Below are 26508 nucleotides of genomic sequence, written 5' to 3'. Positions count from 1 at the left end.
CGGGTGGTTCGGGCCTGGCCCGGGGCTGCCGCGGAGGCCGTCGGGGTGCGACGGTTCGGGCCTGGCCCGGGGCTGACCAGGGGCGTCGGAGGCGATGAGCTCAGGTGAGGGGGCTCAGGCCGGCTACGGCGAGGCGGAAGAGGCGGTTCGCCTGGGCGACGGGGTCGGGGTGGCTCTCCGTGGCCAGTGCGATGCCGACGATCAGCGCGATCAGGTCCTCGATGGTGACGCTCGGCTGTACCGCGCCGTCGCCCACGGCCCGGAGCAGCAGCGGGGCGCCCGCCTCCTCCACCGACGTGCAGCTGTTCTCGTGCGCGGCCGCGGACCCGTCGTCGTTGTGGGTCAGCGCCGCCGCCAGTCCCCGGGCGGAAGCGGAGTAGGTGACGACGTCGCTCAGCCAGTCCAGCAGCGCGCCCCGGCTGTCCTCCTCGTCCGCCAACTCGTAGGCGCGCACGCGCAGCGCCTCGATCCGCCTCTGCGAGACCGCCTCCAGCAGCGCGCGGCGGGTGGGGAAGTGGCGGCGCACGGTCGCCGATCCGACCCCCGCGGTCCGGGCGATCTGCTCCAGGGACGCGGTGGCGCCGTGCGCGGCGACCTCCTTCTCGGCCACGGCGAGGATGCGCGCGTAGTTGCGGCGGGCGTCGGCACGTTGGTGGGCGGGCACGGAGTCACCTCCGGTTCTGTTAGGTGGCGGGCCCCGCCGTATCGTATCGTGAGAGAAACGGCGGGCCCCGCCGTTTAGTCGTCCGAGCGGGCTTCCGGCGGCGGTTGCCGATGTCGGCTGCCCTTTTCCGGTCGCCGGTCGCTGTTTTCAGCTGCCGACGGTTGCCGCCGTCTGCCGCTGACCGCCGCCGGTTGCCGGCTGAAAGCCCGTCGGCCGAGGTGGCCGAGGTGGCCGAAATGGCCGAGCCGCTCGGGCCGAACGCACTGCGAGGAGCATCATGTCCACCGATTCCGCGCCCGTCCTCGTCACCGGCGCCACCGGCAAGCAGGGCGGCGCCACCGCCCGAGCCCTGCTCGCGGCAGGCGTCCCCGTACGCGCCCTGGTCCGTGACCCGGCCACCGACCGGGCCAGGGCCGTCGAGGCGCTCGGCGCCCGGCTGGTCACCGGCGACCTCCACGACCGGGCGTCCGTGGTCCGGGCCGCCGAGGGGGTCCGTGCCGTCTTCTCCGTACAGATGCCGGCCCTTGTCGACGGCGCCTTCGACTTCGCGGGAGAGATCACGCAGGGCGTCAACCTCATCGAGGGCGCGAAGGCCGCGGGCGTACCGCAGTTCGTGCACACGTCCGTCACCGGCGCCGGTCAGCACACCCAGGTGCCCGGCTGGGCCGAGGGCCGCTGGGCCGCGATGGAACCCACCCTCGGCGCCAAGGCCGCGATCCAGGACCGGCTCCGCGCGGCCGGCTTCCCGCACTGGACGCTCATCAAGCCGGGCTTCTTCATGGAGAACTTCCTGCCGTCCATGGCGTTCCTTTTCCCGCGCGGTATCGAGGGCGGCATCGTGTCCGTTCTGAAGCCGGCCACCCGGCTGTCCCTGGTGGCGGTCGCGGACATCGGTACGACCGCCGCGGCGGCCATCGCGGCGCCGGAGCGGTTCGACGGGGTCGAGCTGGAGCTGGCGGGCGACTACCTGTCGATGGCGGAGATCGCCGAGGTGCTCTCCCGGGTGCTGGGTACGCCGTTGCCGGCGCCGGAGATGAGCGAGGAGGAGGCCGTCGCCGCGGGGATGCCGGGGCCGGGCGAGACGCACGAGTGGATGAACGTGGCCGGGCAGCCGGGCCGGCCGGAGTATGCGAGGGCGCTGGGGATCCCGCTGACCGGCTTCGAGGAGTGGGCTCGGGCGAACATGCGGGGCGCTGCCGCGGGCTGAGCGGGGTGGGACCGGAGGCGGTTGCCTGAGCTGGGTGCTGGGTGCTGGGTGCTGGGTGCTGGGCGCTGGGCGCCGGGCGCTCGGCGCCCGTTGTCCACTGCCGGGCTGCCGGGCTGCCGGGCTGCCGGCTGCGCGGCGTGGCGGGGCCCGCCGGGGCTTCGGCCGGGCAAGCCGCTGCGGTCGGGCGGCGGACCTTGCGGTGGGCGGGGGGTGTCGCGCAGCTCCTCGCGCCCCTGGGTGCGCGTACCCCCGGCGGCGGGCTTGGGTGTGGCGGTGGCGGGCGCGTATCGTCGTCACTCGGTGTAAGTGTCTTGTGGGCGTAGTGTGATCATTCGTCAATAGGGCACCCTGAAACGTCAGACAAAACTGATCAGGCTAGACTGATGATTATGACGACCTCGCCTCCCGACCACGACAGCCCGAGCGCCGAGCGGGTTGCCGCTGCCCCGGGCCCTGGGCAGGCCGGCCCCGAGCAGACGGGACCTGGGCAGACCGGTGACGACCTGAGCGCCGAGCGCGTCGGCGCCGAGATCCGCGGCACCCTCGCGGTGCTCTACCGGGCGATCCGGCAGGCCAAGCAGCTCGGCGAGCTGACGATGCCGGAGAGCTCGGCGCTCAGCCGGCTCCAGCAGGGCGGTCCGACGACCGCCGCGGCACTCGCCAGGCTGGAGCAGATCAGCCCGCAGTCGATCAGCGTCACGGTCGCCTCGCTGGAGGCGAAGAACCTGATCCGGCGCAGCGCCGACCCCGCCGACGGCCGCCGGGTGATCCTGTCGGTGACCAGCGCCGGCGACGCCACCGTGCAGGCCCGGCGCAGCGCCCGGGACGAGCGCTTCATGCGCGCGGTCGACGCGCTGACCGCCGAGGAACGCGCCCGGCTCCGCCAGGTCCTACCGCTCCTGGAACGGCTGGTGGCGGAGCTCTGACGGCCGGGTGCGGTGGGGCCGCCGCCTGCGGCGCCGCCCCGGCGTCGAGGCGCCGCCACCCCGGCGTACGACGCGCGTAATCGGTCACCGCAGTGGGCAGAGAGACAGGGTGCCGACGGTCGGAGGGCCTGAGCGGATTGCCGCGTGGCAGTCGGCCGAACCCGCTGCGCACACTCTTCGACCTTCAGGATCGGGCTCGCGCGCCCGCGACATGGCTGGGAGAGTGAAGGTGGCGGGTACGCCTGCGGTGGAGTTACGGTCCGTGCGCCGGGTCTACGGGTCCGGGCCGTCCGCGACGGTCGCTCTCGACGACGTTCACCTGACGGTCCCGCCCGGCCGGTTCATCAGCCTCATCGGGCCCAGCGGCTGCGGCAAGTCGACGCTGTTACGCCTGGTCGCCGGTCTCGAGCAGCCCGACCGCGGCGATGTCCGGATGCACGGCGTCACACCGGCCGAGGCGGGCGCCGCCAAGATGATCGGCTTCGTACCGCAGAGCCCGGCCCTGCTGCCGTGGATGTCCGTGCTGCGGAACGTCGCGCTCCCGCAGAAGATCAACCGCGGCGCCGCCAAACGCCGCGCGAGCATCGCCCGCTCCACCGAGCGCGAGACCGCGCCGGCCGCCGCCCCCGACCTGCGGGAACTCCTGGTCAGGGCCGGTCTCGGCGAGGCCATGCACAAGCTCCCGGCCGAACTGTCCGGCGGCATGCGGCAGCGCGTGGCGATCGTCCGGGCCTTCGGCCTGCGGCCCGACGTACTCGTCATGGACGAACCCTTCTCCGCGCTGGACGAGTTCACCCGCGAGAGCCTCCAGGACCAACTGCTCGACCTGTGGGAAGAGTTGAAAACGACGGTGGTGTTCGTCACACACTCGGTGTCCGAGGCGGTCCGGCTCTCCGACACCGTGGTCGTGATGGCCCCGAACCCCGGCCGCATCGTGGAGACCGTCGACGTCGACCTGCCCCGGCCGCGCGGCCAACACCTCTTCGGCGAGCGCCGTTTCCACGCGTACGAGGACCTGATCAGAGAGCGGCTGCGCCGCGCCTGGCACGGCGGCGCCGCGTGAACGGGGGATTCGACGACATGGCCGTAGCCGCGGAACGCGCCACCACGGCGTCCGAGGCGGAGTCGCCCGCCGAGCCGTCTGCGGCGCCGTCCGCGGAGTCGCCTGTGGAGCCGTCCGTGGCGCCGCCGCGCTTCGGCCGCGGCCGTACGACGTCCCGGCTGGCCTGGGCCCGCCCCGCCGTGTGGCTGCCCCTCGTGGTGATGCTGGCGCTTCTCGCCGTCCTCTGGCAGTACGGCGCCAGGAGGCTGCCCTACCTGCTGCCGTCCCTGCCGGGCATCGGCAGGTCGCTCGGTTCGAATTTCGGCTACTACGTCGACAACGCCCTGACCACGCTGGGTGAGGCGACCGCCGGGCTCGCCATGGGGTTCGCCGCCGCGTTCGTCCTCGCGGTGCTGACCAGCGAACTCCCGCTCGTCAGCCGGGCGGTCATGCCGATCGCGGTCGTCCTCAACGTCACCCCGCTCGTCGCGATCGCCCCGGCGCTGGTGGTGGCCTTCGGCTTCGGCCCGCTGCCCAAGCTGATCATCACCGGCCTGATCTGCTTCTTCCCCATCCTCATCAACACCGCCGCCGGTCTGCGGTCCGTGCCGCGGGAGGTACTCCAGGTGTACCGGACGATGGACGCCGGCCGGCTCGAACTGCTCTGGCACCTGCGCATCCCCAACGCGCTGCCTTTCCTCTTCGCCGCGCTGCGCATCGTCTTCCCGCTGTCGATCATCGGCGCGGTGGTGGCCGAGATGTCGGCCGCCGGGTCGACCTACGGCCTCGGCACGGTGATCAGCGTGGCCTCGTCCATGAACCAACTGCCGGTGGTGTACGCGTCGATCTTCGTGCTCGCGCTCATGGGCGTGGCGCTGCTGCTCGCCGTCACGCTGGTCGAGCGGTGGGCACTGCGCTGGCACGACAGCGCGCGGGACTGATACCGGCGGCCGGTTGATCCCGGTGGGTCCGGTGGGTCCGGCGGGTCCGGCGGGTCCGGTTGGGCCGGCGGGTCCGGTTGGGCCGGCCGCGCGGCGTTTCGGCCTGCCGCACGGCGAAACCGTTGAACACAAGCAGGCACACGCCACCTCCGGCCTTCGCGGGCCGCCTCACCCCTTACGGAGTCGCCCATGCAGCACCACCGCCTCATCACCTCCGGTCTCGTGGGCCTCGCCGCCGCCGTGCTGACCGCCGGCCTCGCGGGGTGCGGTTCCGGCTCGGGCCCGGGCGGCAACTCGTCGTCGGGCGCGCAGGGTTCCGCGATCTCCGCCGGGCGCTGCGCGGAGAACAAGGCCGCCGGCCGGATCACCTACCTGTCCGGCTACCAGTACCAGTCGTCGGTATCGATCCTGGAATACGTCGCCGCCGCCAAACTCGGCTACTTCAAAGACCTATGTCTCGACGTCTCGCTCAAGCCCGGCACCGGCGACACCGCGCTGAACACCAAGCTGCTGGCCAGCGGGCAGGCGACCGTATCCGCCATCGCCGAACAGGACATCATCCAGGCACAGGCCAACGGCATCGACATCGAGGGCATCTCCTCGTACTCCGACGCGGGCCTCGACATCCTGATGACCAACAAGGACGTCACCGAGCTCACCCAACTCGACGGCAAGGTGGTCGGGCACAAGGGCTATGTGCCGGCCGCCGTTGAGGCGATGCTGGTCAAGGCGGGGGTCAGGTGGGACTCGCTCAAGCTGGTCAAGGAGGGGTACGACCCTTCCGTGCTGCCCCGCCGCCAAGGCGGCCTCGCGGCGCTCACCGGATTCGTCTCCAACGAGCCCAACCAGCTCAAGGCCGCGGGCAAGGAGGTCACCGTGTGGAAGCCCGTCGACTACGGGATCCCCAGCTCGATCGGCGCGATGGCCGTGAACCCGGCGTTCGCGCGGGCGCATCCGCACGCGGTCGAGGACATCCTGCGCGCGGCGCTGCACGCGTACGCGTACTGCTCCTCCAGCGCGCAGCACACCGACGAGTGTGTGGGCTACGCGGCGCGGCTGTCCGGCCCGACGTACGACAAGAAGCTGAACGCGAGCATCTGGACGACCGAGACGCAGGTCGTCAAGGACAACCCGACACCGGGGCAGCCGCTCGGCGGCATCGACCTCGGCAATGTCGCGAAGCTGGTCGACATGCTGCACCGGTTCAAGATCGTGCCGGAGGGCGTGACCGCGGACAAGGCGAAGGGGTGGTTCGACACGTCGTTCGTCAGCGCGGTGTACGCGGGCGACAGGCTTGTGTGGCCTGCGCCGTAGCCTGGGAGGCGGGTGCGGGTGCGGGTGCGGGTGCGGGTGCCGGTGCCGGTGCCGGTGCCGGAGGCGGGCGGCGGGTCGCGCCGGGTGGGTGCGCCGGATGGACGTCGGGCGCCGCGTGCTGGGCGTCTGGGCGCCGGTGCGGGCTCGGGTGGATCCGGGCCGGTCACCCGGTCGGTCCCGGCCTGTTCCGGTCGGTCCTGGTCGACCTCGGCCGCCAGTTCCGGTCGGCTCCGGATCAGCTTCGGCCGGTTCCAGCCGGTTCCGGTCAATTCCGGTCGGTCCTCGGCGGGGTCCGGGCCGTTCCGTCGGCCCGCGCCGCCCGCCGCCCGCCGCCCTGCGCCCGCTCGGCCCCGTAAGCCCGCGTCCGTCCCCACCGGCCCATGACGTCCCCACCGTCCCCGGCGGTCCCCACGCCCGCCGGGGCGGTTTCAGGAATCTCACGGAAAGGCCCCAAACGTGCCCGCGAAAGAATACGGAATCTTCCTCCCCATCGGGAACGGGGGATGGATGCTGTCCACGACGGCGCCGCATCCCGAGGCGAGCTACGCGTGGAACAAACGCGCCGCTCTGCACGCGGAGGACATCGGGCTCGACTTCATCATGTCGATGGCGAAGTGGCGCGGCTTCGGCGGCACCACCGACCACTGGGGCCGCTCGCTGGAGTCGCTGACGATGATGGCGGCGCTCGCCGAGTCCACCACCCGGGTCAAGATCTGGGCCACCCTGCACGCGAACGTCCACAACCCCGCCATCGCGGCGAAGATGCTCACCACCCTCCAGGACGTCTCCGGCGGCCGGGCCGGCCTGAACATCGTCAACGGCTCCTACCCGGGGGAGTTCGAGCAGTTCGGCGTCTGGGACCCGGACCTCAGCCACGCGGACCGCTACCGGATGACGGAACTGTGGACGGAGGCGGTCAGCCGGCTGTGGACCGAACCCTCGGTCACCATGCACACCCCGTACTTCGACCTCGTCGACTGCGAGTCCCGCCCGCACCCGGCGAGCCGCCCGACCGTCATCAGCGCGGGTACGTCCGAGGACGCGCGCCGCTTCCAGGCGCGGTACGCCGACGGCGCCTTTCTTGCCGCGGAGAGCCTTGACGAGATGCGGCTGCTCTCGGCGGACGTCCACACGCGGGCGAAGGCCAACGGCCGCGTCTGCAAGACCTATTCGATGCTCACCGTGGTCCAGGACGAGACCGACGAACTGGCCGCGAAGAAGGTGCGGGAATGGGGTGCGGGACTCGACCGCGAGGCACTCGTCCATATGCGCAGAACCTGGGGCATCCCCGAGGACCAGGCCCGCGCGTGGGCCGAAGGCGCCGAAGGCGAGGCCGCGTTCCAGACCGCGTACGTCGCCGGTTCGGCGCGGACGGTCACCGAGCACATCGAGTACATCGTGCACGAGGCAGACCTGGACGGGCTGATGCTGATCTTCCCGGAGTACGACGAGGACATGGTGCTCTTCGGCGAGACCGTCCTGCCCGCGCTGCGCGCCCGCGACGAGGTGACGGCCTGATGCCGAACACGGCGCCGGCACCCCTGACGGCACCTCAGCCGCATCGACGGCCGGCCCCGCCGGATGGGCAGGTGGGGCCGGAGGTAGGGCTGTCGGAACCGCTGGAGGGGCAAGTGGCGCCGGGGCAAGGGTTGTTGGCCTCGCCGCGAACTGCGACGTCCGAGTTTTCCTCTCGGATCTCGAATAACCGGTCGGGCCTTGGCCGCCTCGGCCGGCGGGGGCTCCGCCGGCCGCCGCGCGGCGGTGTCGCCCGGTACCGTCCGCCCGCGGCGGTATCGACGCCACGACGGTCGCGGTACGGTCGCGGTACGGACGCGGCCGGGGCGCAGCGGGTCAGCCGGTGGCGGGCGGGGCCGGGGCCGGGGGGAACCAGGGTTCGGCCTCGTGGTGGATGGCGCAGGCGGTGGCGAACCGGGCCGCCTCGTGGAAGGGGAGGCCGTGGCGCATGGCGGTGGCGGCCAGGGCGGGCAGGGAGATGTGCTGGGGGTCGCGCGGGGGCGGCGTTGCCGGCGTCCCGCCGAGGGCCGGGTGGAAGCGTCGGATCAGCCGGCCCAGGGTCCACTCGACCTGGAGGTCGCCTTCGAACCGGGGGTCCTCCGGGGCGATTTCGTAGCCGAGGGAGGCCAGTTCCGCGGCGACCTCGGGACGCGGGCGACCGACGTACTCGCCCAGGGCGTACAGGTCGACCGGTGGGACGGGCCCGAAACCGGACGGCGTGGGCAGTGTGCCGAAGGCAGGGCCGTCCGCGCCGATCCGCCGGGCCATCAGCTGCGGCCCGCCGGCCAGGACGTAACCCAGGGCTTCCAGCGCCCCGGCAAGGCCCTCGGTCGGCGTCGCGACGCCCGTGAAGGTGTGTCGGTTGTGCAGTTCGACGATTCCGTCGACCACCCTGGCCACAGGGGAGTAGAGACCGTCCTTGACGATCTTGTCGGTGGCCGCCGCGAGGTCCGGCTCCCGGTCGGTCGGGATGTCCGCCGCCTGGAAGCCGAGCGCCCGCAGCCGCCCTACGACCTCGGCGGCCGGCCTGCGGGTCCGGGACGCCACCGCCAGGACGTGAATCGGTGCCACGGGGCGGTCCGCCCAGGCCCAGACACCTTCGTACGCCAGCAGCATCCGGTCGTCGTCGGTCGCCTCTTCGACGAGTGAGCCCGCCGGCGGCACGTGAAAGCCGAGGCCGGTCAGCAGTTCCGCGGCCTCGCGCAGCGGCAGGCCGGGAATCTGTGCGGCTTGCACCAGTTGGGGGACGGTGACGGTCATCGCGGCCCCGGGCGCGGGCGGTTCGGCGTGCGCTCGCCACAGTCCCCTGAGCATCTCCCGCTCCTCGGACGTCCACCGCTCCCGGCAGGGAACGGCCCCGGGGAGTGTGAAGCCCAGTTCGCCGAGCCGCTCGGCGGCCTCCCGGGTCGGCAGGTTGGCCAGGGCGGCGCTGAAGGCGACCTGCGCGGCGGACAGTTCGGCGCCGGGCGGGAGCCAGCCGCTCGCGTCGCCCAGCGGAGTGAGCAACGGCAGATCGGTCCGGTCGGCCTTCGCCAGCCCGCCCAACGGTTCGGTGCGGTAGCCGAGTTGAGCGCACCGGTCGGCCACGTCGCCCGGGGTGTGCCCGGAGGACTCGGCGCAGCCCATGAGGGTGTTCGCGCTGACCGTCTCTTCCGGTGACCGCCAGCGGGTGAGCAGGGCCAGCTCGTTCGCCGCCGCCCGGTCGGGCACGGGGCCCAGGAGCCATGAGGACAGCGTTTCCCGCCACTGGAGGCCGCTCGCGGCGCTGTTCAGCAGCGCCAGGTCCGAGGGCCGCGCACAGGGCCGCGGGCCGGCCTGCGGACCGGCGAAGGGGCCGGCCATTCCGGTGCCGTACAGGGCGGCCAGGCGCCAGCGGAGCAGTTGCGCCGGTATGCGCCGCAGCACCAGGGCGGCAAAAGCCCGGTCGCGCTCGCGGACACCGCCGGTCATCAGGAGCACCAGCAACTCGTCCGGGGCGAACACGCCCACGGCGTCGAAGGTCGTCGGGTGGCCGCCCACCTCCCACGGCAGCCCCGCCGCCCCGGCCAGATCCGCGATCCGGTCCGCGATCCGCGGCGACGACTCGCTCACGTCGTCCAACCAGTGCGGACTCAGCGGGTGCTGGCCGAGGACGACATCACCGGCCGTCGCCAGCGCGGCGCGTTCGACGTACGCGTAGTCGTACGAGAGCGCCGAAGCCCTGTTGACGGTCAACTCCGGCCGGTGCGGGCCGTACAGGTTCACCGCCAGGCCGTACGGAGCCTCTCGGTCGGCGGAGCTCGAACTGACGTACAGGCCGTCGGCCAGCAGGGCGCCGGCCCCGTCGATCCACCACAGGTCGGGGCAGCCCGACGGCAGAACGGTGTCCTCGGACGTCCAGAGCCGTCCGCGCTGGCTCGACCGGTGCCGTTCGACGGCCGCCGCCGCCAGCTCTCCCGGCGCCCACTGCGCCCGCCGCGATCCGTGCTCGGCCGTCGTGCGGTACTGCGCCACCCACAGCAGCTGCTCCAGCGTGTCCACGCACGACACCGGGGACCTGCCGCGGGCCAGCATCAGTCGGACCGACGTGCCGGTCTCCTCGCCCTCGCCGAGGTCCTGGACCCGGAAGAGGTTGCCGGGGCCCGCGATGGTGACCTTCAGCAGGCGGCCGGGGCGCCCGTCGCGGCCCATCCGGCAGGTGCGGACCTCGATCTCGTCGGCGAGCATGAAGTAGGAGAGCACGCCGATACCGAAACGGCTGTTGGGGTGGAGCGTGATGGGCGGGCTCAGTTCGGACCAGCTCGCCTCCTCGCCGATGTACTCGGGCAGGTCCACGAAGCGGGTGCCGCCCTGGGCGAAGACGTGGCTGAGTTCGTGGACGCCCATGCCGATGCCGTTGTCCCGGCATTCGAGGTAGGGGCGGCCGTCGGCGTCCAGGCCCTGGCGGAAGTCGATGCGGCCGGTCCATGTGTCCTCCCGGCGGCGGCCGTCGCCGGTGCGGCGGAGGTACTGGGTGCGGGCGTCGCGGTAGCGCAGGGCGTCCAGGGCGTTCTGGTAGAGCTCGCGGACGGCGAGGCCGCGGTCTTGGTAGAGGGACTCGCCCATGAGGAGTTCCTGGACGCGGTCCTCGGCGAGTTGGAAGCGGATGCCGTCGGAGAGGTGTTCCGGTGTGCTGCCGCTGAGCCGTACCTGGTCCGCGTCGGCGAAGGGCGGCAGCGAACGCAGCGGCGGCAGGGCCGGGTTGCGGTTGACGTCGCGCAGCAGCTCGTCGGTGCGGCGCGCGTGGTCGCGCAACGCGATCTGGACGGCGGGGTGGTGGCAGACCGCGTGCAGGGAGCGGCCGACGCCGGAGGTGCGCCACTCGGAGGCGCGCAGGGTGGTGAGCAGCTCGGGGAGGTCGACGGCGTCGGAGATGCCGAGGTGTTCGACCACGATCTCGGGCAGGTCGACCGGGTCGACGGCCAGCGCCTGCGCCGACTTGGCGAGCGCGGCGACGAGGGCGTGCCGTACGTCGTGCTCGTCGCCGGTGCTGGCGCCGATGACGTCGGGTACGGCCAGCGCGCTGTCACCGGGGATGCCGAAGGGCGCGGTGCGCAGGTCCTGGACGAAGCGGCCGAAGCGGTCGGCGGACAGCGCGACATCGACCCAGGCGGGCCGGTCGCAGTCGCCGTCCGGGGCCTGTTCGGCCGTGCCGAGAAGGGACTTGAGGGACTGGCCGGTGTACAGCTCGGGCTGCTGGAGCAGCCAGCGGTGGAAGAGCCACCAGCGGATACGGGCCGTGTCCCCGCGGGGATCGCCGGCCTGGTCCAGGGTACGCAGCCGGCGGACCAGGCGCGGGTGGGTGCGGACGAAGTCGTGGAAGCGGTCGTGCTCCGGGGTGCGGGCGCCCTTGTCGAGCACGTCCACCCGCTGGGCCGCCTCGTGGGTCCAGAACGCCTGCACGACCAGCGGGAGCAGCACGGTCAGCGCGGCCTCGGTGGGGGAGAACGCGGCGGGCCTGCCGCCCCGGGAGAGCGCCTCGGTGTCCTCGACCCGGCGGACCAGGAAGTCCATCCGGGACTGGGCCCGGCGGGCGAGTTCGGTGTCGTGCCACGGGTCGTCACGCAGTACGGCGGAGGAGCGGGTGAAGTCGTCGGCGAGCTGTCCCGCCAGGGCGGCGCACACCTGCTGGAGCATGTCGCGGGTGGGTCCGGCGGCCGTACGGTCCCACGCCGGATGGACGGTGACGGACCGTACCCACGGGTGCGCCCGGGCGTGCCGGGCCGGGCCCGGCAGGACGGCGAAGGCGCGGCGGTCGCCGACATCGGTGGTGACGCGGAGCCGTTGGGGGCGGCCGGGCTTGCCGTAGGCGGTGTGCAGGGCCGACACGCGGGCCTGGACCTGCTCCTCGAAGTCGGCGAGGTCCACGGCGTGGGTGACCTCGGTGACCACGTCCGCGACGGCGCGGGAGAAGAGGCTGAACGACTCGCCGGTGCGGTCGCCCTGCGTCGTGGCCCCGTCGGCCCCGTCGGCGGCGCGGCGGCGGCGCGCCTCGCCGGTGGCACCGCTGGCCTGCGCCCCGCCGTCGGTCCCGGTGGCGTGCGCGGTGTCGGTGGCGCGGATGAAGTGCGCCTTCTCGGCCGGCGAGCAGGCGTAGACGTAGGCGACCTTGCGCCGGAGCGTCGCGGCGACCTTCTTCGTGGCCCAACGGTGCACGCCGGCCGGTGACTTGGCGTCCTGTTCCAAGCCCTCGCGGCAGGCGTCGATCAGGAAGACGACCTGGGCGGCGGCGGACTCCTCCAGCTCCTTGCGCCAGCCGATCTCCACGCAGCAGGAGGCGAACGGGTCGATGGCGAAGCTGGCGTCCTCCGGGATCAGGTAGTCGGCGCCCTCGAAGTGCTGGCCGTGGCCGCTGAGCAGGATGAACAGGACGTCACCGCGGGCCGCTTCGCGCAGGAAGCGGCTGACCCGGGCGTGCACGGCCGTACCGGTGGTGCCGCGGGGCGACTCCAGGATCTCCACCGAGCCGAACTCCCGCTCGGTCAGGGCGTTCTGGAGACGCCGCAAGTCGTCCGGGATAAACGGGAGTTCGGCGATGGCCGGGTCGTCGTAGTCGCTCGCCCCGATCAGCAGGGCCTGGTGGGACACCGGTGGTCACGGGCGCTTGAAGGTAAGGGTCAGCGCCCGGGTGCCCTGGATCTGGCCGGTGCCGATGAGCTGGACGCCGCCGCTCGCGGTCACCTCGAAGGAGAGCTGGGCCTCGGCCAGCGGCAGGGTGCCGCCGCGGGCCGCGACATCGGCGAACACCGCCTGGAGCGCGTCGACGGTCGCGGCGAGGTTCCTGCGCAGCGGGCCGAGCGGGACCGCGCGCAGCACCGCGTCCCCGCCGAACAGGCCCATCGTGCCGTCGCCGTCGGGGCCGTCGTCCTCGGTCACCCAGAACGGCAGCGAGTCGGGACCCCGCCGGTCGTGCGCCGGTCCCTGTGCCGGTTCCCCTGCCGTGCCGTCGTTCATCTGCCGTCCCCCCGAGGTCCGCCTGCGGTCACCGTGCCACGTGGGTCAACTCTAGGACGTGCCACCGGAGTTCCGGGGTCAACTGAGAAGTTCCAGTTCGGTGCCGAGATTGCGGCGGGCGACGGACTCCCAGTAAGTCCGGCCGTAGTCGGTACGGAACAGGTGCGGCAGGGCGAGGAGTTGGCCGAGGACGGCGGCCCGGCCGGTACGGAAGTCCTCGTCCGGGACGAAGGCGTACTCCGCGCGGACGGCGGCGGCGTACGCGGCGTAGTCGGCGGGGTCGCCGGCCAGCACGGCGAGGTCGGCGTCGCAGAGTACCTCGCCGTTGCGGTCGCCGGGGGCCGGGTCGTGGGTGACGGTGAGGCGGACCAGGCGCGCTACCTCGGCCGTACGGTCCGGGCTCAGGCCCGCCTCGGGCAGCGCGCGCTCGGCGAGCCCGGCACTGCGCTCCTCGTTCTCGCTGCGGTCGGGGCGGTAGACCGCGTCGTGGAACCAGGCGGCCAGCGCGACGGCGTCCGGGTCCGCCGCGTGCGCGGTCAGCTCGGTGGTACGGGCCAGCACGGCCACCAGGTGATCCAGCGTGTGGTAGCGGCGCTGCGGCTCCGCCCAGCGTTCCAGCAGGTCGACGCCGTACGGAACGGGGTCGGGGGCGCTCTGCGGGTCGGTCTGGCAGCGGCGGACCAGCTCGCACCACTCGGCGAGGAGGGCGTCGTAGCGGTGATGCGCGGCGGCGGGCGTCGTGGGCATGCGGGCTATTGTGCGGCATGGTTGTCCCCGGTCCGCGGGTGCCTCCGGCGGTTCACCGCTTCGCGGGGCGCGGCCGCTTCGTGCGGCGCGCGGGCCGTGCCGCGGGGCGCGGGTGTCGCCCGCGGCGCGGGGGCGGAGCCGTGCCGTGCGGGTGCCGCCGGCGGCGCGGGTCCGGCGGGGCCGCCCGGGAAACCCGGCGGCCCCGCCGCGGACAGGGGCAGGCGGCGGCGGGCCCCGCCGGAATCGACCGGACGGGCTCCGGTGCCCCGCCGCGCCTCCGCCGTCGTATGTCGTACGTCCCCCGACAGAGCGGGACGTTAGTGCGAACCACCCATCGCGGATGGAGGCTTGCGTGAAAATGACGGTGTGAGGGGTTAGGGGAACGACCGTGCGAGGCGGCGCACGAGGTCCCGGAAGGTGACAGACGTGTGCGTCGTGCTTCTGATGACCGCGGCGGCGCTTGCTGGGCGTGGTCGGCGGAGTCATGGGCGGCATCGGCGGTGGTCTCGCGGGCGCCCTGTCCCGCACGGCCTGGGCGTACTTCGTGGTCGCGCGCGGGTACCTGGCGACGCGTCGGGAGCTCTTGCGCGACCTCATGGCCTTTCTGCGGGACGCGCACGTGCACCGTGGAGTGCTGCGCCAGGAGGGAACCGTGTACCAGTTCCGCCACATCGACCTTCAGCGGCACCTCGCCGGCGGCCGCCCCCGACCGGCGCTGAGCGGGGACGGGACGGAATCAGGCGGGAGCGCGGGCTGGGACGGGCGGTGCGGTGGAGGGGGAGGGTCTCGCGCGGGGGTGACGCATGTGGCACCCTTGCTGATATGTCTAGACCAATCTTCGAGGTGATCGCACTCGGTGCGGACGATGCCGTAGCGGCCCAGGACGGCGGGGCGGACCGCCTCGAACTGGTCACCGACATGGCGTCGGACGGGTTGACGCCGAGCAGGGCGACGTTCGGGGCGATCAGGGCTGCCGTGGACATCCCGCTGCGGGTGATGCTGCGGATGTCCGACGGGTTCAGCGCCGGGAGCGCGCGGGAGCTGGACGCGCTGTGCGAGGCGGCGCAGGGGCTGCGGACGGAGGGGGCCGAGGAGTTCGTGCTCGGGTTCCTGGACGAGCGGGGAGCGGCCGATCTGGAGGCCGTGCACGCGCTGGTGGACGTGCTCGACGGGTGCGGGTGGACGTTCCACCGGGCCATCGACCGCGCCGCCGACCGGGACGTGCTGCGGTTGCAACTGGCCGGACTGCCGGGCCTGGACACCTATCTGACCGCCGGGTCGGCGAAGGGCGTCGGCGCGGGCATCGACGTGCTGTGCGCCGAGGCGGCACGGGTCGGCGAGCCCGGGTACGAGCCCCGGCTGCTGGTCGGCGGCGGACTGCTGCTGGACCACGTGCCCGCGCTCAAGGCCGCCGGCCTGGACGCCTTCCACGTCGGCGGGGCGGTACGCCGTGACGGCTGGGCCGGGCCGGTCGACGTCACGGCGGTACGGGCCTGGCGAGAGGCCCTCGACACGCCGGTCGCCGTCGGCTGAGCGGGCTGGTCGGGCGGGCCGGTTGGGGCGGGCCGGCTCAGCTCCGCGCGGCGGGCGGGTTCGGCGGGCGGGTTCGGCGGGCGTGTCGGCCGCCCGGCCTGCTGGCCGGGGCCGTCGGCAGACGTCCGGTCCGGCGGGACGCGCGCGACACGAACAGCCGGTTGCTGGCGGCTGAGCGGTTGGGTCGGACGCGGCGGCCGAACGGGCCGGCCGTACCGGCTGGGCGGTTCTGCCGGGTGCGTCGGCCGCCGGGCCTGTCGGCCGGGCCTGCTGGCCGGGGCCGTCGGCAGACGTCCGGTCCGGCGGGACGCGCGCGACACGCGGGTCGCCGTCGGGCTGGCGGGTCGGCTGGGCGCGTCGGCCGGGCCCCGGCCCCGAACCACGGCCTCCGAGCCGGCCCGCGAACCCCCGGTCCCTGACATGCCGGTCTCTGTACCCTCGATTTCTGAACCCCCCGTCCCTGAACCTCCGCCCTGAGCCGGCCCCGGTCCCGGCCGTGCCGGGAAGCGCGACCGGCCACCAGGGGAGACCCCGGTGCGGCGGGCCGCAGGCTACCGCGCCAGTTCCGCCGGAAGCGGCTGCGCGTGCACCACCGCCAGGCCCGACACCGCCCGGGTCAGGGCCACGTACAGGCGCCGCAGGCCGGTCCTGGTGTCCGGCTCGGCGGCCACCACCGCCGCCGGCTCGTCGAGGACCACGTAGTCGTATTCGAGGCCCTTCGCCAGCGAGGCGGGGACCAGCGTCAGGCGGGCGGTCGCTGAGGTCTCCTCCCCGGGGGAGAGGCAGGACAGGCCTGCCGCGGCCAGGGCGGCGGCCAGCTCCGGGACCCGGGGGTCGGCGGCGATCAGACCGGTCGAGCCCTCCTGGGCGAGCGACTCCCGGCACGCGGCCACCACCGCGGAGTCCAGCGCGTCGGCCAGCACCTGGCGTACCGACAGCGCGCCCGCCGCCTCGCGTACCGAGGTGGCCGGAGCCAGGCCGGGCGCGATCGCGGGGAGCAGCCGGGAGGCGTACGCGATCACCTCGCGGGGGACGCGGAAGCCGCGGGTCAGCTCCTCGACCCGGGCCCCGGGCTTGCCGAGATGGGCGAGCGCCTCGGCCCAGGAGGAGGTCGCCCACGGGGTCGTGCCCTGGGCCAGGTCGCCGAGGACGGTCGCCGAACCGGTGGAGCAGCGCCGCCCGACCGCCCGGTACTGCATGGGCGACAGGTCCTGCGCCTCGTCCAGCACCACGTGACCCAGCGACGAGGTCCGCTGCACCAGGTCGTACGCCTCGTCGACCAGTACCGCGTCGGCCGCCGACCAGCGGGCCGCCTTCAGGCCGCGGGCCGGCCGGGCCCACAGGACCGCCCGCTGCTCCTCCCCGGTGAGCAGGCCGTCGGCGCACGACGCCAGGAACTCCGGGTCCGACAGCAGCCGCAGCACCGTCCTGGCCGGGTCCACCGGCGGCCAGCACGCCTTGACCGCCGCCTTCACCGCCGGGGTCCGCGCCACCGCGTCCTGTACCCGGTCGTCCGGCGCCTCACCGGCCCGTTCCATCTGCACCAGGACGGCGTGCGCGATCCGCTGCGGCAACGCCTCGCGGGCGGCGCCATAACGGATCTCACGGTCCGCCAACTCCCGGACGATCTCCTCCAGTTCGTACGGCGGCAGCCGCCAGCGACGGGAACCGCGGACCACCACCACCGGCTCGGTGGGCATCCGGATGCCCGAACGGACCGCCCGGCGCAGCACCTCGGCCATCCGCGCGTCGCCCTTGACCCGGGCGCTCGTCGCGGAGTCCGTGCCGCGTACCTCGACATGGGCCACCAGGTCGTCCACCGTGGACTGCCTGACCTGGAGTTCACCCAGCGCGGGCAGCACCTGCTCGATGTACCGCAGGAAGGACCGGTTCGGCCCGATCACCAACGTGCCGGTACGCGCCAGCCGTTCGCGGTGCGCGTACAGCAGGTACGCCACCCGGTGCAGGCCGACCGCGGTCTTGCCGGTGCCCGGCGCGCCCTGGACGCAGACCGTGCCGCCGACGCCCGCGCGGACGATCTCGTCCTGCTCGGGCTGGATGGTGGCCACGATGTCGCGCATCGGGCCGACGCGGGGCCGCTCGATCTCCGCCTGGAGCAGCCGGCTCGAGGAGTCCGACTCGGCCGGGTCGGACAGGTGCTCGTCCTCGTACGCGGTCAACTCCCCGCCGGTGTAGCCGAACCGGCGGCGCAGCGCCACCTCCATCGGCTCGCTGCGGGACGCGCGGTAGAACGGTTGCGAGACCGGCGCGCGCCAGTCGACGACCATCGGGTCGCCGTCCGCGTCGTGGACGTGGCGCCGCCCGATGTAGAAGCTCTCCGCGGCGGCGCCCTCCGTCGGCTCCGCGCCGGGGGCGTGCAGGTAGTCGAGGCGGCCGAAGAAGAGCGGGGTGCCGGCGAGGTCGGCGAGCGCCCTGATCCGGGTCTCGATCTCACCCGTCAGGATCTTGGCGTTGACCCAGTTGCCGGTGACGTCGGAGATGTCGAGCGCCTCCACGTCCTGCCGCATGGCGCGCAGCGCGGCCCGGGAGGCGGCCAGGTGGTCGCGTTCGCGGCGCAACGGGTCGCGCGGCTGGTCGTAGGGCTGGTCGTGGGGCTGGTCGTGGGGCGGGGCGGGCGAGGACACGGCGTTGCCTCCGGTTCGGTCTGCGGTGCGGTGCGGTCCGTGACGACCGGCCCCGGCGCGGGCGGACGGGTGCGGGGGCGCACGGGTACGGTTCCGGGCGCGGTGCCGGCGCCGCGAGGAGCGGGCGCGGAGCCGGCCGGCACGTGCCCGGACGCAGCCGGACACGCGCGGGCGTCCCGCGGACGCGCGAGGCGGTGTCACGAAGGGCCGTCCGGTTTCCGTCCGGACGGCGGCACTCCCGTCCAGGAGTCGGGGAGGCGGCAAGACCGGCGATCATACGCGCCCGCGCGGACCGGTGCTCAACGGTTTTCCGGCGGACCGCGGCGGACCGCCGTTTTCCGGCGGATCGCGGCGGACCGCGGCGTCCGGGGCCGCGCCCCCCGGGCCGCGCCCCCCGGGCCACGACCCCCCGGGCCACGACCCACCGGGCCACGACCCACCGGGCCACGACCCACCGGGCCACGACCCACCGGGCCACGACCCCGAACACGGCCTCCGGACGGGACCCGGACTCGGGACCCGGGCCGGACCCCCGACCCCTACTCCGGGCCGGGGCCGAACCCGGACGCGGCTCAGGGGCCGGAGCCGTCCGGAGGCCGACGCGCGGGGTGGGATCTACATCCGTGGGCCGACGCTTTCCTGGTGCCGGCCGCCTACCGTGGAGACATGGCCTCCACCACGCTTTCCCCAGGTCGCGCCGTCCACGGCGGCACCGCCCTCGGCGTCTGCCCCGCCCATCCCCGGCACCGCCTCGGCAGCGCGCTGCGCGCCGTGCGGGTCTACGCCGCCAGCGCCGTCGAGGTGGTCGTCCTCGGCAGCGACGGTGAGGAGGTCCTGAGTACGTCGCGTCACCCGATGTGAGTACGGCGGCGGATCCGCGCGGGCCGCCCCCGGCCGTGCAATGGGGGCATGACGCCGCCCGCACCGTCCTCCGCCCCCTTCCCGGACGAGCCGCCCGCGCCGCACGAGTGGCGGCACGGCGGACCGGACCCGTACCCGTATCCGTATCCGTACGCCTATGGCGCCTTCGGCCCGTACCTCCCGCCGCGCCCGGCCGACCCCGACCGTGACCCGCACGCCTACCTGGCACCGCTCGCCGCCAGCGTTCTCGGCGTCCCGCTGATGCTGATCAGCTCCGCGGCGGTGCTGATCTCCCCGATGGCCACCGACTCCTGCACCGCGGACGGCTGCCACGCCCTGTACACCGCGCTGCTGCTGGCCCCCTGCGTGCTCGGCCTCTCCTTCGTCGCGCTGGCTCTGGCCTGGGCGCTGCCCCGGCGCCGCCGGCACCGGGCGCAGCGGTACGCCGCCGCTGCCGCCGTACCGCTGCTCGCGCTGGCCCCGCTGCTGATCTACGTGAACCTGCCGGCGGCGAGCTGAGGCGGAGGCGGGCGCCGCGGAGAGGCCGGGGGTCGGGGTCCGCGGTGCCCGGGTCGGGGCGGTCCGCCTCCGGGGCGCGGCGAGGTCCGGGGCTGGGCGGGCCCCCGGGGCCGGGCACGCACACGGAAACCGGCCGCCACCAGGAGTCTCCTCCCGGCGGCGGCCGGTTCTCGCTATGGCGGCGGTCCGCCGGTTACCGGCCGGCTCGCGCCTCCTGTCCTTCGGGTCCCCGCGGTGTCGCGGGGACCGGCCCGCGCGTCTGCCGTGCTCTCGTCGGTCGGCGGCACACCGCGTCGCCTTCCGCCTCGGCCGTGCGGCCGCAACGCGCCGGACCCTGCTCCTTCCCGGAGATCCAAACGACAGCCCTTAGGCGTGCCGGCCGCGGCGGCGGCTGAACACCACCAGGGCGCCGCCGGTGCCGAGCACGCCCGCGGCGGCCAGCCCCATCCATCCCATGCCGTCGGAGCCGGTGTGCGGCAGCGACGGCGGGGTGTGCGGGGGGTGGGCCGGCGGATGGTGCGGCGGGTGGGTGGGGGGAGTGTACGGGGGCGTGGTCGGCGGGGTCGGCGGGGTCGGCGTGGTCGGTGGGGTGTGCGGCGGTTTGGTCGGCGGGCAACTGGTGGTCTCCTCGCCCGGACCGCCGGTGCCGCCTTCCCACCAGCCGCTGTCGTCATCCTCCGCGGGGGCGGAGGGGCGGGGCCCGGGTTTGCCGTGGCCGGCGGGTTCCGAGGACTCGCCGTAGCCCGGAGCGGGCGACTGGTCGTCGCCGTAGCCGGGAGCGGTGGACGGGGCGTCGCCGTAGGCCGCCGGCTCGTCCTCGCCCTGCTCCGGGACCGCCGGCTGGTCGGCGTCGGGGGACGCGGACTCGTCGGGGCCGAGGTCGGAGCCGGCGCCGAATCCCGGACCGAAGCCGAATCCCGGACCGAAGCCGGAACCTGGGCCGAAGCCGGAAGCAGAGCCGAAGTCGGAGCCGAAGCCGGAGCCGAAGCCGGAGGTGTGCCACGGTTCATGGCCCGCGGCCGGGCCCTGGCCTTCGTCCTCGGCCCGGTCCGGTGCCTGGGCCTGGTCGTCGTCGGCGGTCTCGGACTGGCTCTCGTCGGAGGACGAGGCAGAGGAGGAGGACGCGGACTGGTCCTGGCCCAGAGCCGCCGACTGGTCCTCGTCCGCGGAGGCGGGCTGTTCGGCGGCGGACGCGGGCCGGTTGTGGCCGACGGCCTGGGTGAGCGCCTGGTGGTTCGGCTGGGTGTGGTCGTCGTCGTGGGCTGCGGTCGCGGACGGGGCGGACGGGGCGGACTGGTCCGGCTGGCCGGACTGCCCGGCCTCGCCGAAGTCGGCGATGTCGGCGGCGGCCTGGGCGGAGGCGTCGGCTTCGGACGCCGACTGGTCGATGCCGTGCCCGCGCTCGCCGGTATCGCTGCGCGTGAACGCGCCGGCCGGGCCGCCGTCCGGCGTGGCGCCGGCCGCGGAGCCGGAGAACAGCAGGCCGGCGGAGGCCATAACGGCCGCGCCGACGACTGCCGTGGACGCCGCGAGGGCGCGGAACGTCCTCCGCTCGCGCGGCGGGGCGGGAGGGTGCGTCTGCTGGGAATTCATGGGGGCATAAGACATCAAATACGACTCATCGGTCTATATGCCACGAAAGGTGACGCCGTAGATTCGCACGAATGGCCATACCGGGGCCGGTGGGTTGGCCGCCGGACGGGTGATGGTGTGCGGCGGAAGGGTGAATCCGGCTTCCCGTGACGTGACCTCGGCCACCCGGCCGCGTCCGCCATCCGACGTACAATTCTCTGTTCCCCGTGAACGCTCCCCGGACCGGCCCCGCGCCGCTCCCCGGAACGCTCCCCAACGTGCGTCCCGACCGCGGAGGTCATGCGTGTCCTGTCTGATCGTCCAGAGCGACAAGACCCTTCTGCTGGAGGTCGACCACGAGCAGGCCGACGCCTGCCGTCGTGCCATCGCCCCTTTCGCCGAGCTGGAGCGCGCCCCGGAGCACATCCACACCTACCGGCTGACCCCGCTCGGCCTGTGGAACGCCCGCGCGGCCGGCCACGACGCCGAGCAGGTGGTGGACGCGCTGATGGAGTACTCCCGCTACCCGGTGCCGCACGCGCTGCTGGTGGACGTGGCCGAGACCATGGACCGCTACGGGCGGCTGCGGCTCGCCAAGGACCCCGCGCACGGGCTGGTGCTGACCAGCACCGACCGGCCGGTACTGGAGGAGATCCTGCGCTCCAAGCGGATCCAGCCGCTGGTGGGCGCCCGGATCGACGAGGACACCGTGCTGGTGCACCCCTCCGAGCGCGGCCAGATCAAGCAGGCCCTGCTCAAGCTGGGCTGGCCCGCCGAGGACTTCGCGGGCTACGTCGACGGTGAGGCGCACCCGATCGAGCTGGACGAGTCGGAGTGGAGCCTGCGGCCGTACCAGCGGCAGGCGGTGGAGAACTTCTGGCACGGCGGCTCCGGCGTGGTCGTGCTGCCCTGCGGGGCGGGCAAGACGCTGGTCGGCGCCGGCGCGATGGCACAGGCCAAGGCGACCACGTTGATCCTGGTGACGAACACGGTCTCCGCCCGGCAGTGGAAGCACGAGCTGGTCCGGCGCACCTCGCTGACCGAGGACGAGATCGGCGAGTACAGCGGCACCCGCAAGGAGATCCGGCCGGTCACCATCGCGACGTACCAGGTGCTGACCACCAAGCGGAAGGGCGTCTATCCGCACCTGGAGCTGTTCGACTCCCGGGACTGGGGCCTGATCGTCTACGACGAGGTGCACCTGCTGCCGGCGCCCGTCTTCAAGTTCACCGCCGACCTCCAGGCGCGGCGGCGGCTCGGGCTGACCGCGACGCTGGTACGGGAGGACGGGCGCGAGTCGGACGTCTTCTCGCTGATCGGGCCCAAGCGGTTCGACGCGCCGTGGAAGGAGATCGAGGCGCAGGGCTACATCGCGCCCGCCGACTGCGTCGAGGTGCGGGTCAACCTGACCGACACCGAGCGGCTCGCGTACGCCACCGCCGAGGCCGAGGAGAAGTACCGGTACTGCGCCACCACCGCGACCAAGCGGAAGGTGACGGAGGCGCTGGTCGCCAAGCACGCGGGGCAGCAGACGCTGGTCATCGGGCAGTACATCGACCAGCTGGACGAGCTGGGCGAGCACCTGGGCGTACCCGTCATCAAGGGGGAGACGTCCAACGCGCAGCGGGAAAAGCTCTTCGAGTCCTTCCGGCAGGGGGAGATCTCGGTGCTGGTGGTCTCCAAGGTGGCCAACTTCTCCATCGACCTGCCCGAGGCGACGGTCGCCATCCAGGTGTCCGGCACGTTCGGGTCCCGGCAGGAGGAGGCCCAGCGGCTGGGGCGCGTGCTGCGGCCGAAGGCCGACGGCCACGAGGCGCGCTTCTACTCGGTGGTCGCCCGCGACACCATCGACCAGGACTTCGCCGCTCACCGGCAGCGCTTCCTGGCCGAACAGGGGTACGCCTACCGGATCGTGGACGCGGACGACCTGCTGACCGGCGCGGGGGAGGACAGCTGACGGCGGGCGGGGCGCGTAAAGCCACCACCGCGGGGTAGGCGCCCGGCCACAAAGGGTGCCTACCGAGGGGGGTACGGTTCATGGCCGTCCGGGACACGCTGCTGCGCGTCACATCGAGAAAACCGGAGCCCAAGCGGGAGCCTGTGCCCGCGGCGGAGGACGCGGCGCCCAGAAGCCGGCTGCCCAAGGCGCTGACCGGCAAGAGGCGTCCCGTTTCCGCGCCCGAGGCGACGGCGGCCCCCGGGACCCGCACCCCTAAGGCGCCGACCCGCAGGGCCCGGCCGCCCAAGGCGGCCCCCGTCGTCCCCGCCACCGCCCCGGAGCCGCGGCGCCCGGTCCTCCAGCGCCGCTCGCTCGGCTCGACCCTGGCCCGGACGGCCGTCATGGCCGTCGCCATCGTCGGCATGGTGGCCTTCGCCGTCGCCCTCGCCAAGGTGACGCTGGTGCCCTCCCCGGCCTCGGTCAAGCTGATCCACACCAACCTCAGGCCCGGCGCCTCCATCCGCGCCTACCTCGACCAGCCCGCCCTGCGCGACACCGTCAAGCAGATCGGCGGCAATATCGTCCTCGGCGTTCCGTTCGGCGTCCTGCTGCCGGTGCTCTTCCCCAAAGCCCGCGGCCTGATCCGCGTCCTCCTGCTCACCGCCCTCGTCATGGTCGTGGTCGAGACCGCCCAGGGCGCGATCGTCGAGGGCCGCGCCTTCGACATCGACGACGTCATCCTCAACACCTTCGGCGCCCTCCTCGGCTACCTCCTCCTCGGCCGCCGCCTCGGCCTCGCCCTCCACCCCCGCCGCACCCACTGGTGGCACCACCTGGGCTTCGGCACCCCACCCGCCACACCCGAGACCCCGGCCCCCGTCACGCCGGGTCGTCGGCGAGGGTGGCGACGCCGGTGATGCGGTGCAGGGCGAAGGTGCGGACCTCGTCGGCGTTGTGGTCGTAGGCGGTGACGTAGCCGCCCTCGACGCGGACCGGGGCGATCACGCGCTGGCTGGCGGCGCCGTCGGCGTTGACGTAGCCGATCCAGAGGGACTCGCCGGTGAGGGTGGCGGCCTGCATGGTGGCGAGGGTGTCGGCGGTGGGGGTCCGGGGGACGCCGCTGGGGGCCGGTGAGGCGTCCCGGCGTACGGCGGTGGCCGCGCGGTCGCCGGCGCGGATGGCCTTGACGGCGGCGCCGAGGAGGTTGTCGTCCGGCGGCAGCGGACCCTCCCCGAGAGGGACGGGCGGGGTGCGCGGCGGGGTGCGGCGGGCGTCGGGGCGGCTGATCAGGACCTCGCCGTCGGCGGACTCGGCGGCCGGGGCCAGACCCATCGCGCGCAGCCGCTCCAGCAGGGCGGCGGGCTCGGTCTGGGCGGCCAGCACGGTCGGGGCCAGCCGGCGCAGGCCGAGGCCGGCCGCGCGGCGGTCCGCGAGGAGCTCGGTGAGCAGCGCGTCGTCGTCGCAGCGCAGGTACGCCGCCGCCACACCGACCCGGAGGGTGCCGTGACGGCGGGCCATGTCGTCGATGAGGTAGCTGAGCGGCTGCGGCACCGGCGTACGGGAGTGGGCGGCCAGGAACGCCTGGAGCTCGGCGGCGGTCCGGCCCGCGTCCAGGGCGCGGCGCACCGAGTCCGGGGTGAAGCGGTAGACGGTGGCGCCGCCCTTGGACTCGATGTCGGCGAGCACGCCGAGGGTCTCGGCGAGCGGCGCGACGAGCGGGCCGGGGGCGACCGCGGTCAGGTCGGCCTGGAGCAGGACGTGGTCGAGCGGTTCCGGCAGCAGCGGCGCGAGGACGGCGGCGGCCAGCTCCGTACGGTCCTCGTTCCGGCCGGCGTCCCTGCCGCTGCCGCTTCCCGCGCCCGCGACGGCTCTGCCGTCGATCAGGACCCTGGCGTGGGCGGCGAGGGCGCCGCGGCCGGTGATGCCGAGGGCTTCCGCGTCGTTCAGCGTCCACCCGAGCAGGTCGGCGCGGAGTGCCTCCGCGCCGGAGCGCAGCGGGCGCTCCCAGCGCAGCCGGGCCAGCAGGGACGCCCGGTCGGCGGCGGAGCCGGGCGGCAGGTCGGCGAGCAGCCGCAGCGTACGGCGGCGGACCTGCGGGGCCAGCGAGCGGTCCAGGTCGGGACCCAGCGCGGACAGCGCGCGGTTCTTGGGGTCGCGGGTGCCGACCAGGCCGGGCGTGCGGGACGCGGTCAGCCAGGCCGCGGCCAGCACCGCCCACTGCCGGGCGGCCGGCAGCTGCCGCCAGTCGTCGGCGGCGGGGGTGGGGGCGTAGACCTCGTCCAGCTCGCCATCGGTGGCGATCAGCCCGGCGGCGTAGGCCAGTTCGAGCCAGAAGGCGGTCTCGGGCTCGGGCAGGTCCAGCGCGGCGGCGGTCCTCTTCAGGTCCCGGACGCTGATGCCGCCGGCCCGCAGCACCGCCGGTCCGCCGCTCTGCCAGGCGGTGAGCAGCTCGGTGACGACACGGACCGCCGTCAGCGCCTGGCCCGCGGCGGTCGGGTCCACGGTCCGCTCCGGGCGCGCGACGGCCGCCACCTCCGGCGGCGTCGGCTCCGGTGCCCGGTGCGCCCGCCCGCCCCGCAGGGCCAGCGCGGCCTCCCGGGGCAGCACCACGTTGTGCGGGCCCGCGGGCAGCAGCAGGCCCCGGGCCAGCAGCCACTGCACGGGGGTCGCCGCGTCCGCCGCGCGTACGGCCGCGGTCGCGTCCCGCACCTCGCCGTACGGCGGTCCCCACACCAGCCGCTCCAGCACCCCCCGCACCCCCTCAGGCGCCCCGCCGAGCAGCGCGCCCAGCCGCTCCCGGTCCCCGAACAGGCCGCTCAGCGCCGCCAGCGCGCTCACCGGGTCGTGGGTCGCCGCCAGCCCGGCGTCCGCCAGCAGCTCCTGCAGCCGCGTCGGCGACATGCCCGCGGTCGCCTCTCCCAGGGACGGTCCCAGACCGGTCGCCGACGCCACCGACGCCGACGGCGCGAGCACGTCCCGCGCGGTCCGCACCAGCCGCAGCTCCCCTTCCCCGCCCCACACCAGCCCCCGCTCCCGCAGCCGGCCCACGGCCCCGGGCAGCGCCGCGGCCACGGCCGCCGCCAGCTCGGGACCCAGCAGCTCCCCGCCCAGCAGGACCGCCGCGGCGAGGTTGCGCGCGGCCCGCTCGTCGGCGGGGCGCGGGCCCGCGCCGGTACGCGGCCGCGGCGGGATCGCGCCGCCGCCCGCGGCCTGCGGACCACCGGCGCCGCTTAGGGCTCCTGCGGGCGCGTCGGCCGCGGAATGCCCGGTCATCAGCGCGCGCAGCGACTCGTAGCCGCAGGGGTCGGGGGAGACCGCCAGCGCCTCGGCCACCTGCCGGGTGAAGGTGTCCAGGTGGTCCAGGGTGCGCAGCACCGAGGAGCGGGTGGCCGCGCGGGTGGCGAGCTGGGTGAGGTCGTTGGGGACGGGGGTGAGGAGGTCCGGGCGGGCGCGCAGCAGGAGGGCCAGCGCCGCGTCGTCTCGGGCGCGCAGGTCCTCCGCCAGGGTGCGCGGGCCGGTGGGGCCGCCTTCACTCCTCATCCGTCCCACATTAGCCGCACCGCTCGAATATCCGAGCCCGACCGCCTGATGAGGACAGCCGCCGGGACCGC

Annotated in this window: 18 protein-coding genes; 11 read left to right on the top strand and 7 right to left on the bottom strand. The window is 74.4% G+C overall.

Translation table 11 applies throughout. The features are described 5' to 3' along the window. Window positions 1-100 precede the first annotated feature (100 nt). A complete protein-coding gene (locus RLT57_RS11110; RefSeq protein WP_311297221.1) occupies window positions 101-664 on the bottom strand; it encodes a TetR/AcrR family transcriptional regulator in 564 nt (187 codons plus the stop codon). Between the two features lie 277 nt (window positions 665-941). Between RLT57_RS11110 and RLT57_RS11105 the strand changes: the two genes are divergently transcribed. The 6 genes from RLT57_RS11105 to RLT57_RS11080 all read left to right on the top strand — a co-directional run bounded on the left by RLT57_RS11105 (window position 942) and on the right by RLT57_RS11080 (window position 7612). Beyond that, complete coding sequence (locus RLT57_RS11105; protein WP_311297220.1) at window positions 942-1871, top strand: NmrA family NAD(P)-binding protein; 930 nt, start codon at window positions 942-944, stop codon at window positions 1869-1871. A 389-nt stretch (window positions 1872-2260) separates the two neighbouring features. Beyond that, window positions 2261-2797, top strand: coding sequence for a MarR family winged helix-turn-helix transcriptional regulator (locus RLT57_RS11100; RefSeq protein ID WP_311297219.1), 537 nt, complete (start codon window positions 2261-2263; stop codon window positions 2795-2797). Window positions 2798-3026: 229 nt separating this feature from the next. Then, window positions 3027-3860: an ABC transporter ATP-binding protein gene (locus tag RLT57_RS11095; protein ID WP_311297218.1), complete on the top strand. Its 834-nt coding sequence runs from the start codon at window positions 3027-3029 to the stop codon at window positions 3858-3860. Window positions 3861-3877: 17 nt separating this feature from the next. Continuing rightward, window positions 3878-4780, top strand: coding sequence for an ABC transporter permease (locus RLT57_RS11090; RefSeq protein WP_311297217.1), 903 nt, complete (start codon window positions 3878-3880; stop codon window positions 4778-4780). Between the two features lie 189 nt (window positions 4781-4969). Continuing rightward, a complete protein-coding gene (locus RLT57_RS11085) occupies window positions 4970-6094 on the top strand; it encodes an ABC transporter substrate-binding protein (protein WP_311297216.1) in 1125 nt (374 codons plus the stop codon). 456 nt (window positions 6095-6550) lie between these two features. Continuing rightward, window positions 6551-7612 carry an LLM class flavin-dependent oxidoreductase gene (locus RLT57_RS11080; protein WP_311297215.1) on the top strand — a complete coding sequence of 354 codons (1062 nt, stop codon included), beginning with the start codon at window positions 6551-6553 and terminating at the stop codon, window positions 7610-7612. A 333-nt stretch (window positions 7613-7945) separates the two neighbouring features. Here the strand turns inward: RLT57_RS11080 and RLT57_RS11075 are convergent, their stop codons facing one another. From RLT57_RS11075 to RLT57_RS11065, 3 genes are all read right to left on the bottom strand, one after another. After that, window positions 7946-12715 carry an HD domain-containing protein gene (locus tag RLT57_RS11075; protein WP_311297214.1) on the bottom strand — a complete coding sequence of 1590 codons (4770 nt, stop codon included), beginning with the start codon at window positions 12713-12715 and terminating at the stop codon, window positions 7946-7948. A 6-nt stretch (window positions 12716-12721) separates the two neighbouring features. Beyond that, entirely contained in the window at window positions 12722-13081 is a 360-nt protein-coding gene (locus tag RLT57_RS11070; protein WP_311297213.1) for a Pepco domain-containing protein, read from the bottom strand. 78 nt (window positions 13082-13159) lie between these two features. Next, window positions 13160-13828, bottom strand: a complete 669-nt coding sequence (locus RLT57_RS11065) for an HD domain-containing protein (protein ID WP_311297212.1) — start codon at window positions 13826-13828, stop codon at window positions 13160-13162. 822 nt (window positions 13829-14650) lie between these two features. On the opposite strand from RLT57_RS11065, the gene RLT57_RS11060 reads away from it, so the two are divergent. Continuing rightward, the gene (locus tag RLT57_RS11060; RefSeq protein WP_311297211.1) at window positions 14651-15361 is read left to right on the top strand and encodes a copper homeostasis protein CutC; all 711 of its coding nucleotides are present in this window, start codon (window positions 14651-14653) and stop codon (window positions 15359-15361) included. A 551-nt stretch (window positions 15362-15912) separates the two neighbouring features. Here the strand turns inward: RLT57_RS11060 and RLT57_RS11055 are convergent. Next, window positions 15913-18006, bottom strand: coding sequence for a HelD family protein (locus tag RLT57_RS11055; protein WP_311297210.1), 2094 nt, complete (start codon window positions 18004-18006; stop codon window positions 15913-15915). 666 nt (window positions 18007-18672) lie between these two features. Here RLT57_RS11055 and RLT57_RS11050 point away from each other — a divergent pair. After that, window positions 18673-18867, top strand: a complete 195-nt coding sequence (locus RLT57_RS11050; RefSeq protein ID WP_311297209.1) for a hypothetical protein — start codon at window positions 18673-18675, stop codon at window positions 18865-18867. A gap of 48 nt (window positions 18868-18915) precedes the next feature. Next, window positions 18916-19386, top strand: coding sequence for a hypothetical protein (locus RLT57_RS11045; RefSeq protein WP_311297208.1), 471 nt, complete (start codon window positions 18916-18918; stop codon window positions 19384-19386). A 366-nt stretch (window positions 19387-19752) separates the two neighbouring features. Here the strand turns inward: RLT57_RS11045 and RLT57_RS11040 are convergent, their stop codons facing one another. Next, the gene (locus tag RLT57_RS11040; RefSeq protein WP_311297207.1) at window positions 19753-20979 is read right to left on the bottom strand and encodes an LPXTG cell wall anchor domain-containing protein; all 1227 of its coding nucleotides are present in this window, start codon (window positions 20977-20979) and stop codon (window positions 19753-19755) included. A gap of 283 nt (window positions 20980-21262) precedes the next feature. On the opposite strand from RLT57_RS11040, the gene RLT57_RS11035 reads away from it, so the two are divergent. Together RLT57_RS11035 and RLT57_RS11030 are read left to right on the top strand one after the other, a co-directional pair. Next, a complete protein-coding gene (locus tag RLT57_RS11035) occupies window positions 21263-22915 on the top strand; it encodes a DNA repair helicase XPB (protein WP_311297206.1) in 1653 nt (550 codons plus the stop codon). An 80-nt stretch (window positions 22916-22995) separates the two neighbouring features. After that, a complete protein-coding gene (locus tag RLT57_RS11030; RefSeq protein ID WP_311297205.1) occupies window positions 22996-23814 on the top strand; it encodes a VanZ family protein in 819 nt (272 codons plus the stop codon). Here RLT57_RS11030 and RLT57_RS11025 read toward each other — a convergent pair. Continuing rightward, the gene (locus RLT57_RS11025; RefSeq protein ID WP_311297204.1) at window positions 23777-26437 is read right to left on the bottom strand and encodes a helicase C-terminal domain-containing protein; all 2661 of its coding nucleotides are present in this window, start codon (window positions 26435-26437) and stop codon (window positions 23777-23779) included. The two genes, RLT57_RS11030 and RLT57_RS11025, sit on opposite strands and share 38 nt — an antisense overlap. Window positions 26438-26508: the final 71 nt, after the last annotated feature.

Source organism: Streptomyces sp. ITFR-21, assembly GCF_031844685.1.
In the GTDB taxonomy this organism is placed as follows: Bacteria; Actinomycetota; Actinomycetes; order Streptomycetales; family Streptomycetaceae; genus Actinacidiphila.
This window is presented reverse-complemented; position numbering and strand designations above follow the sequence as displayed.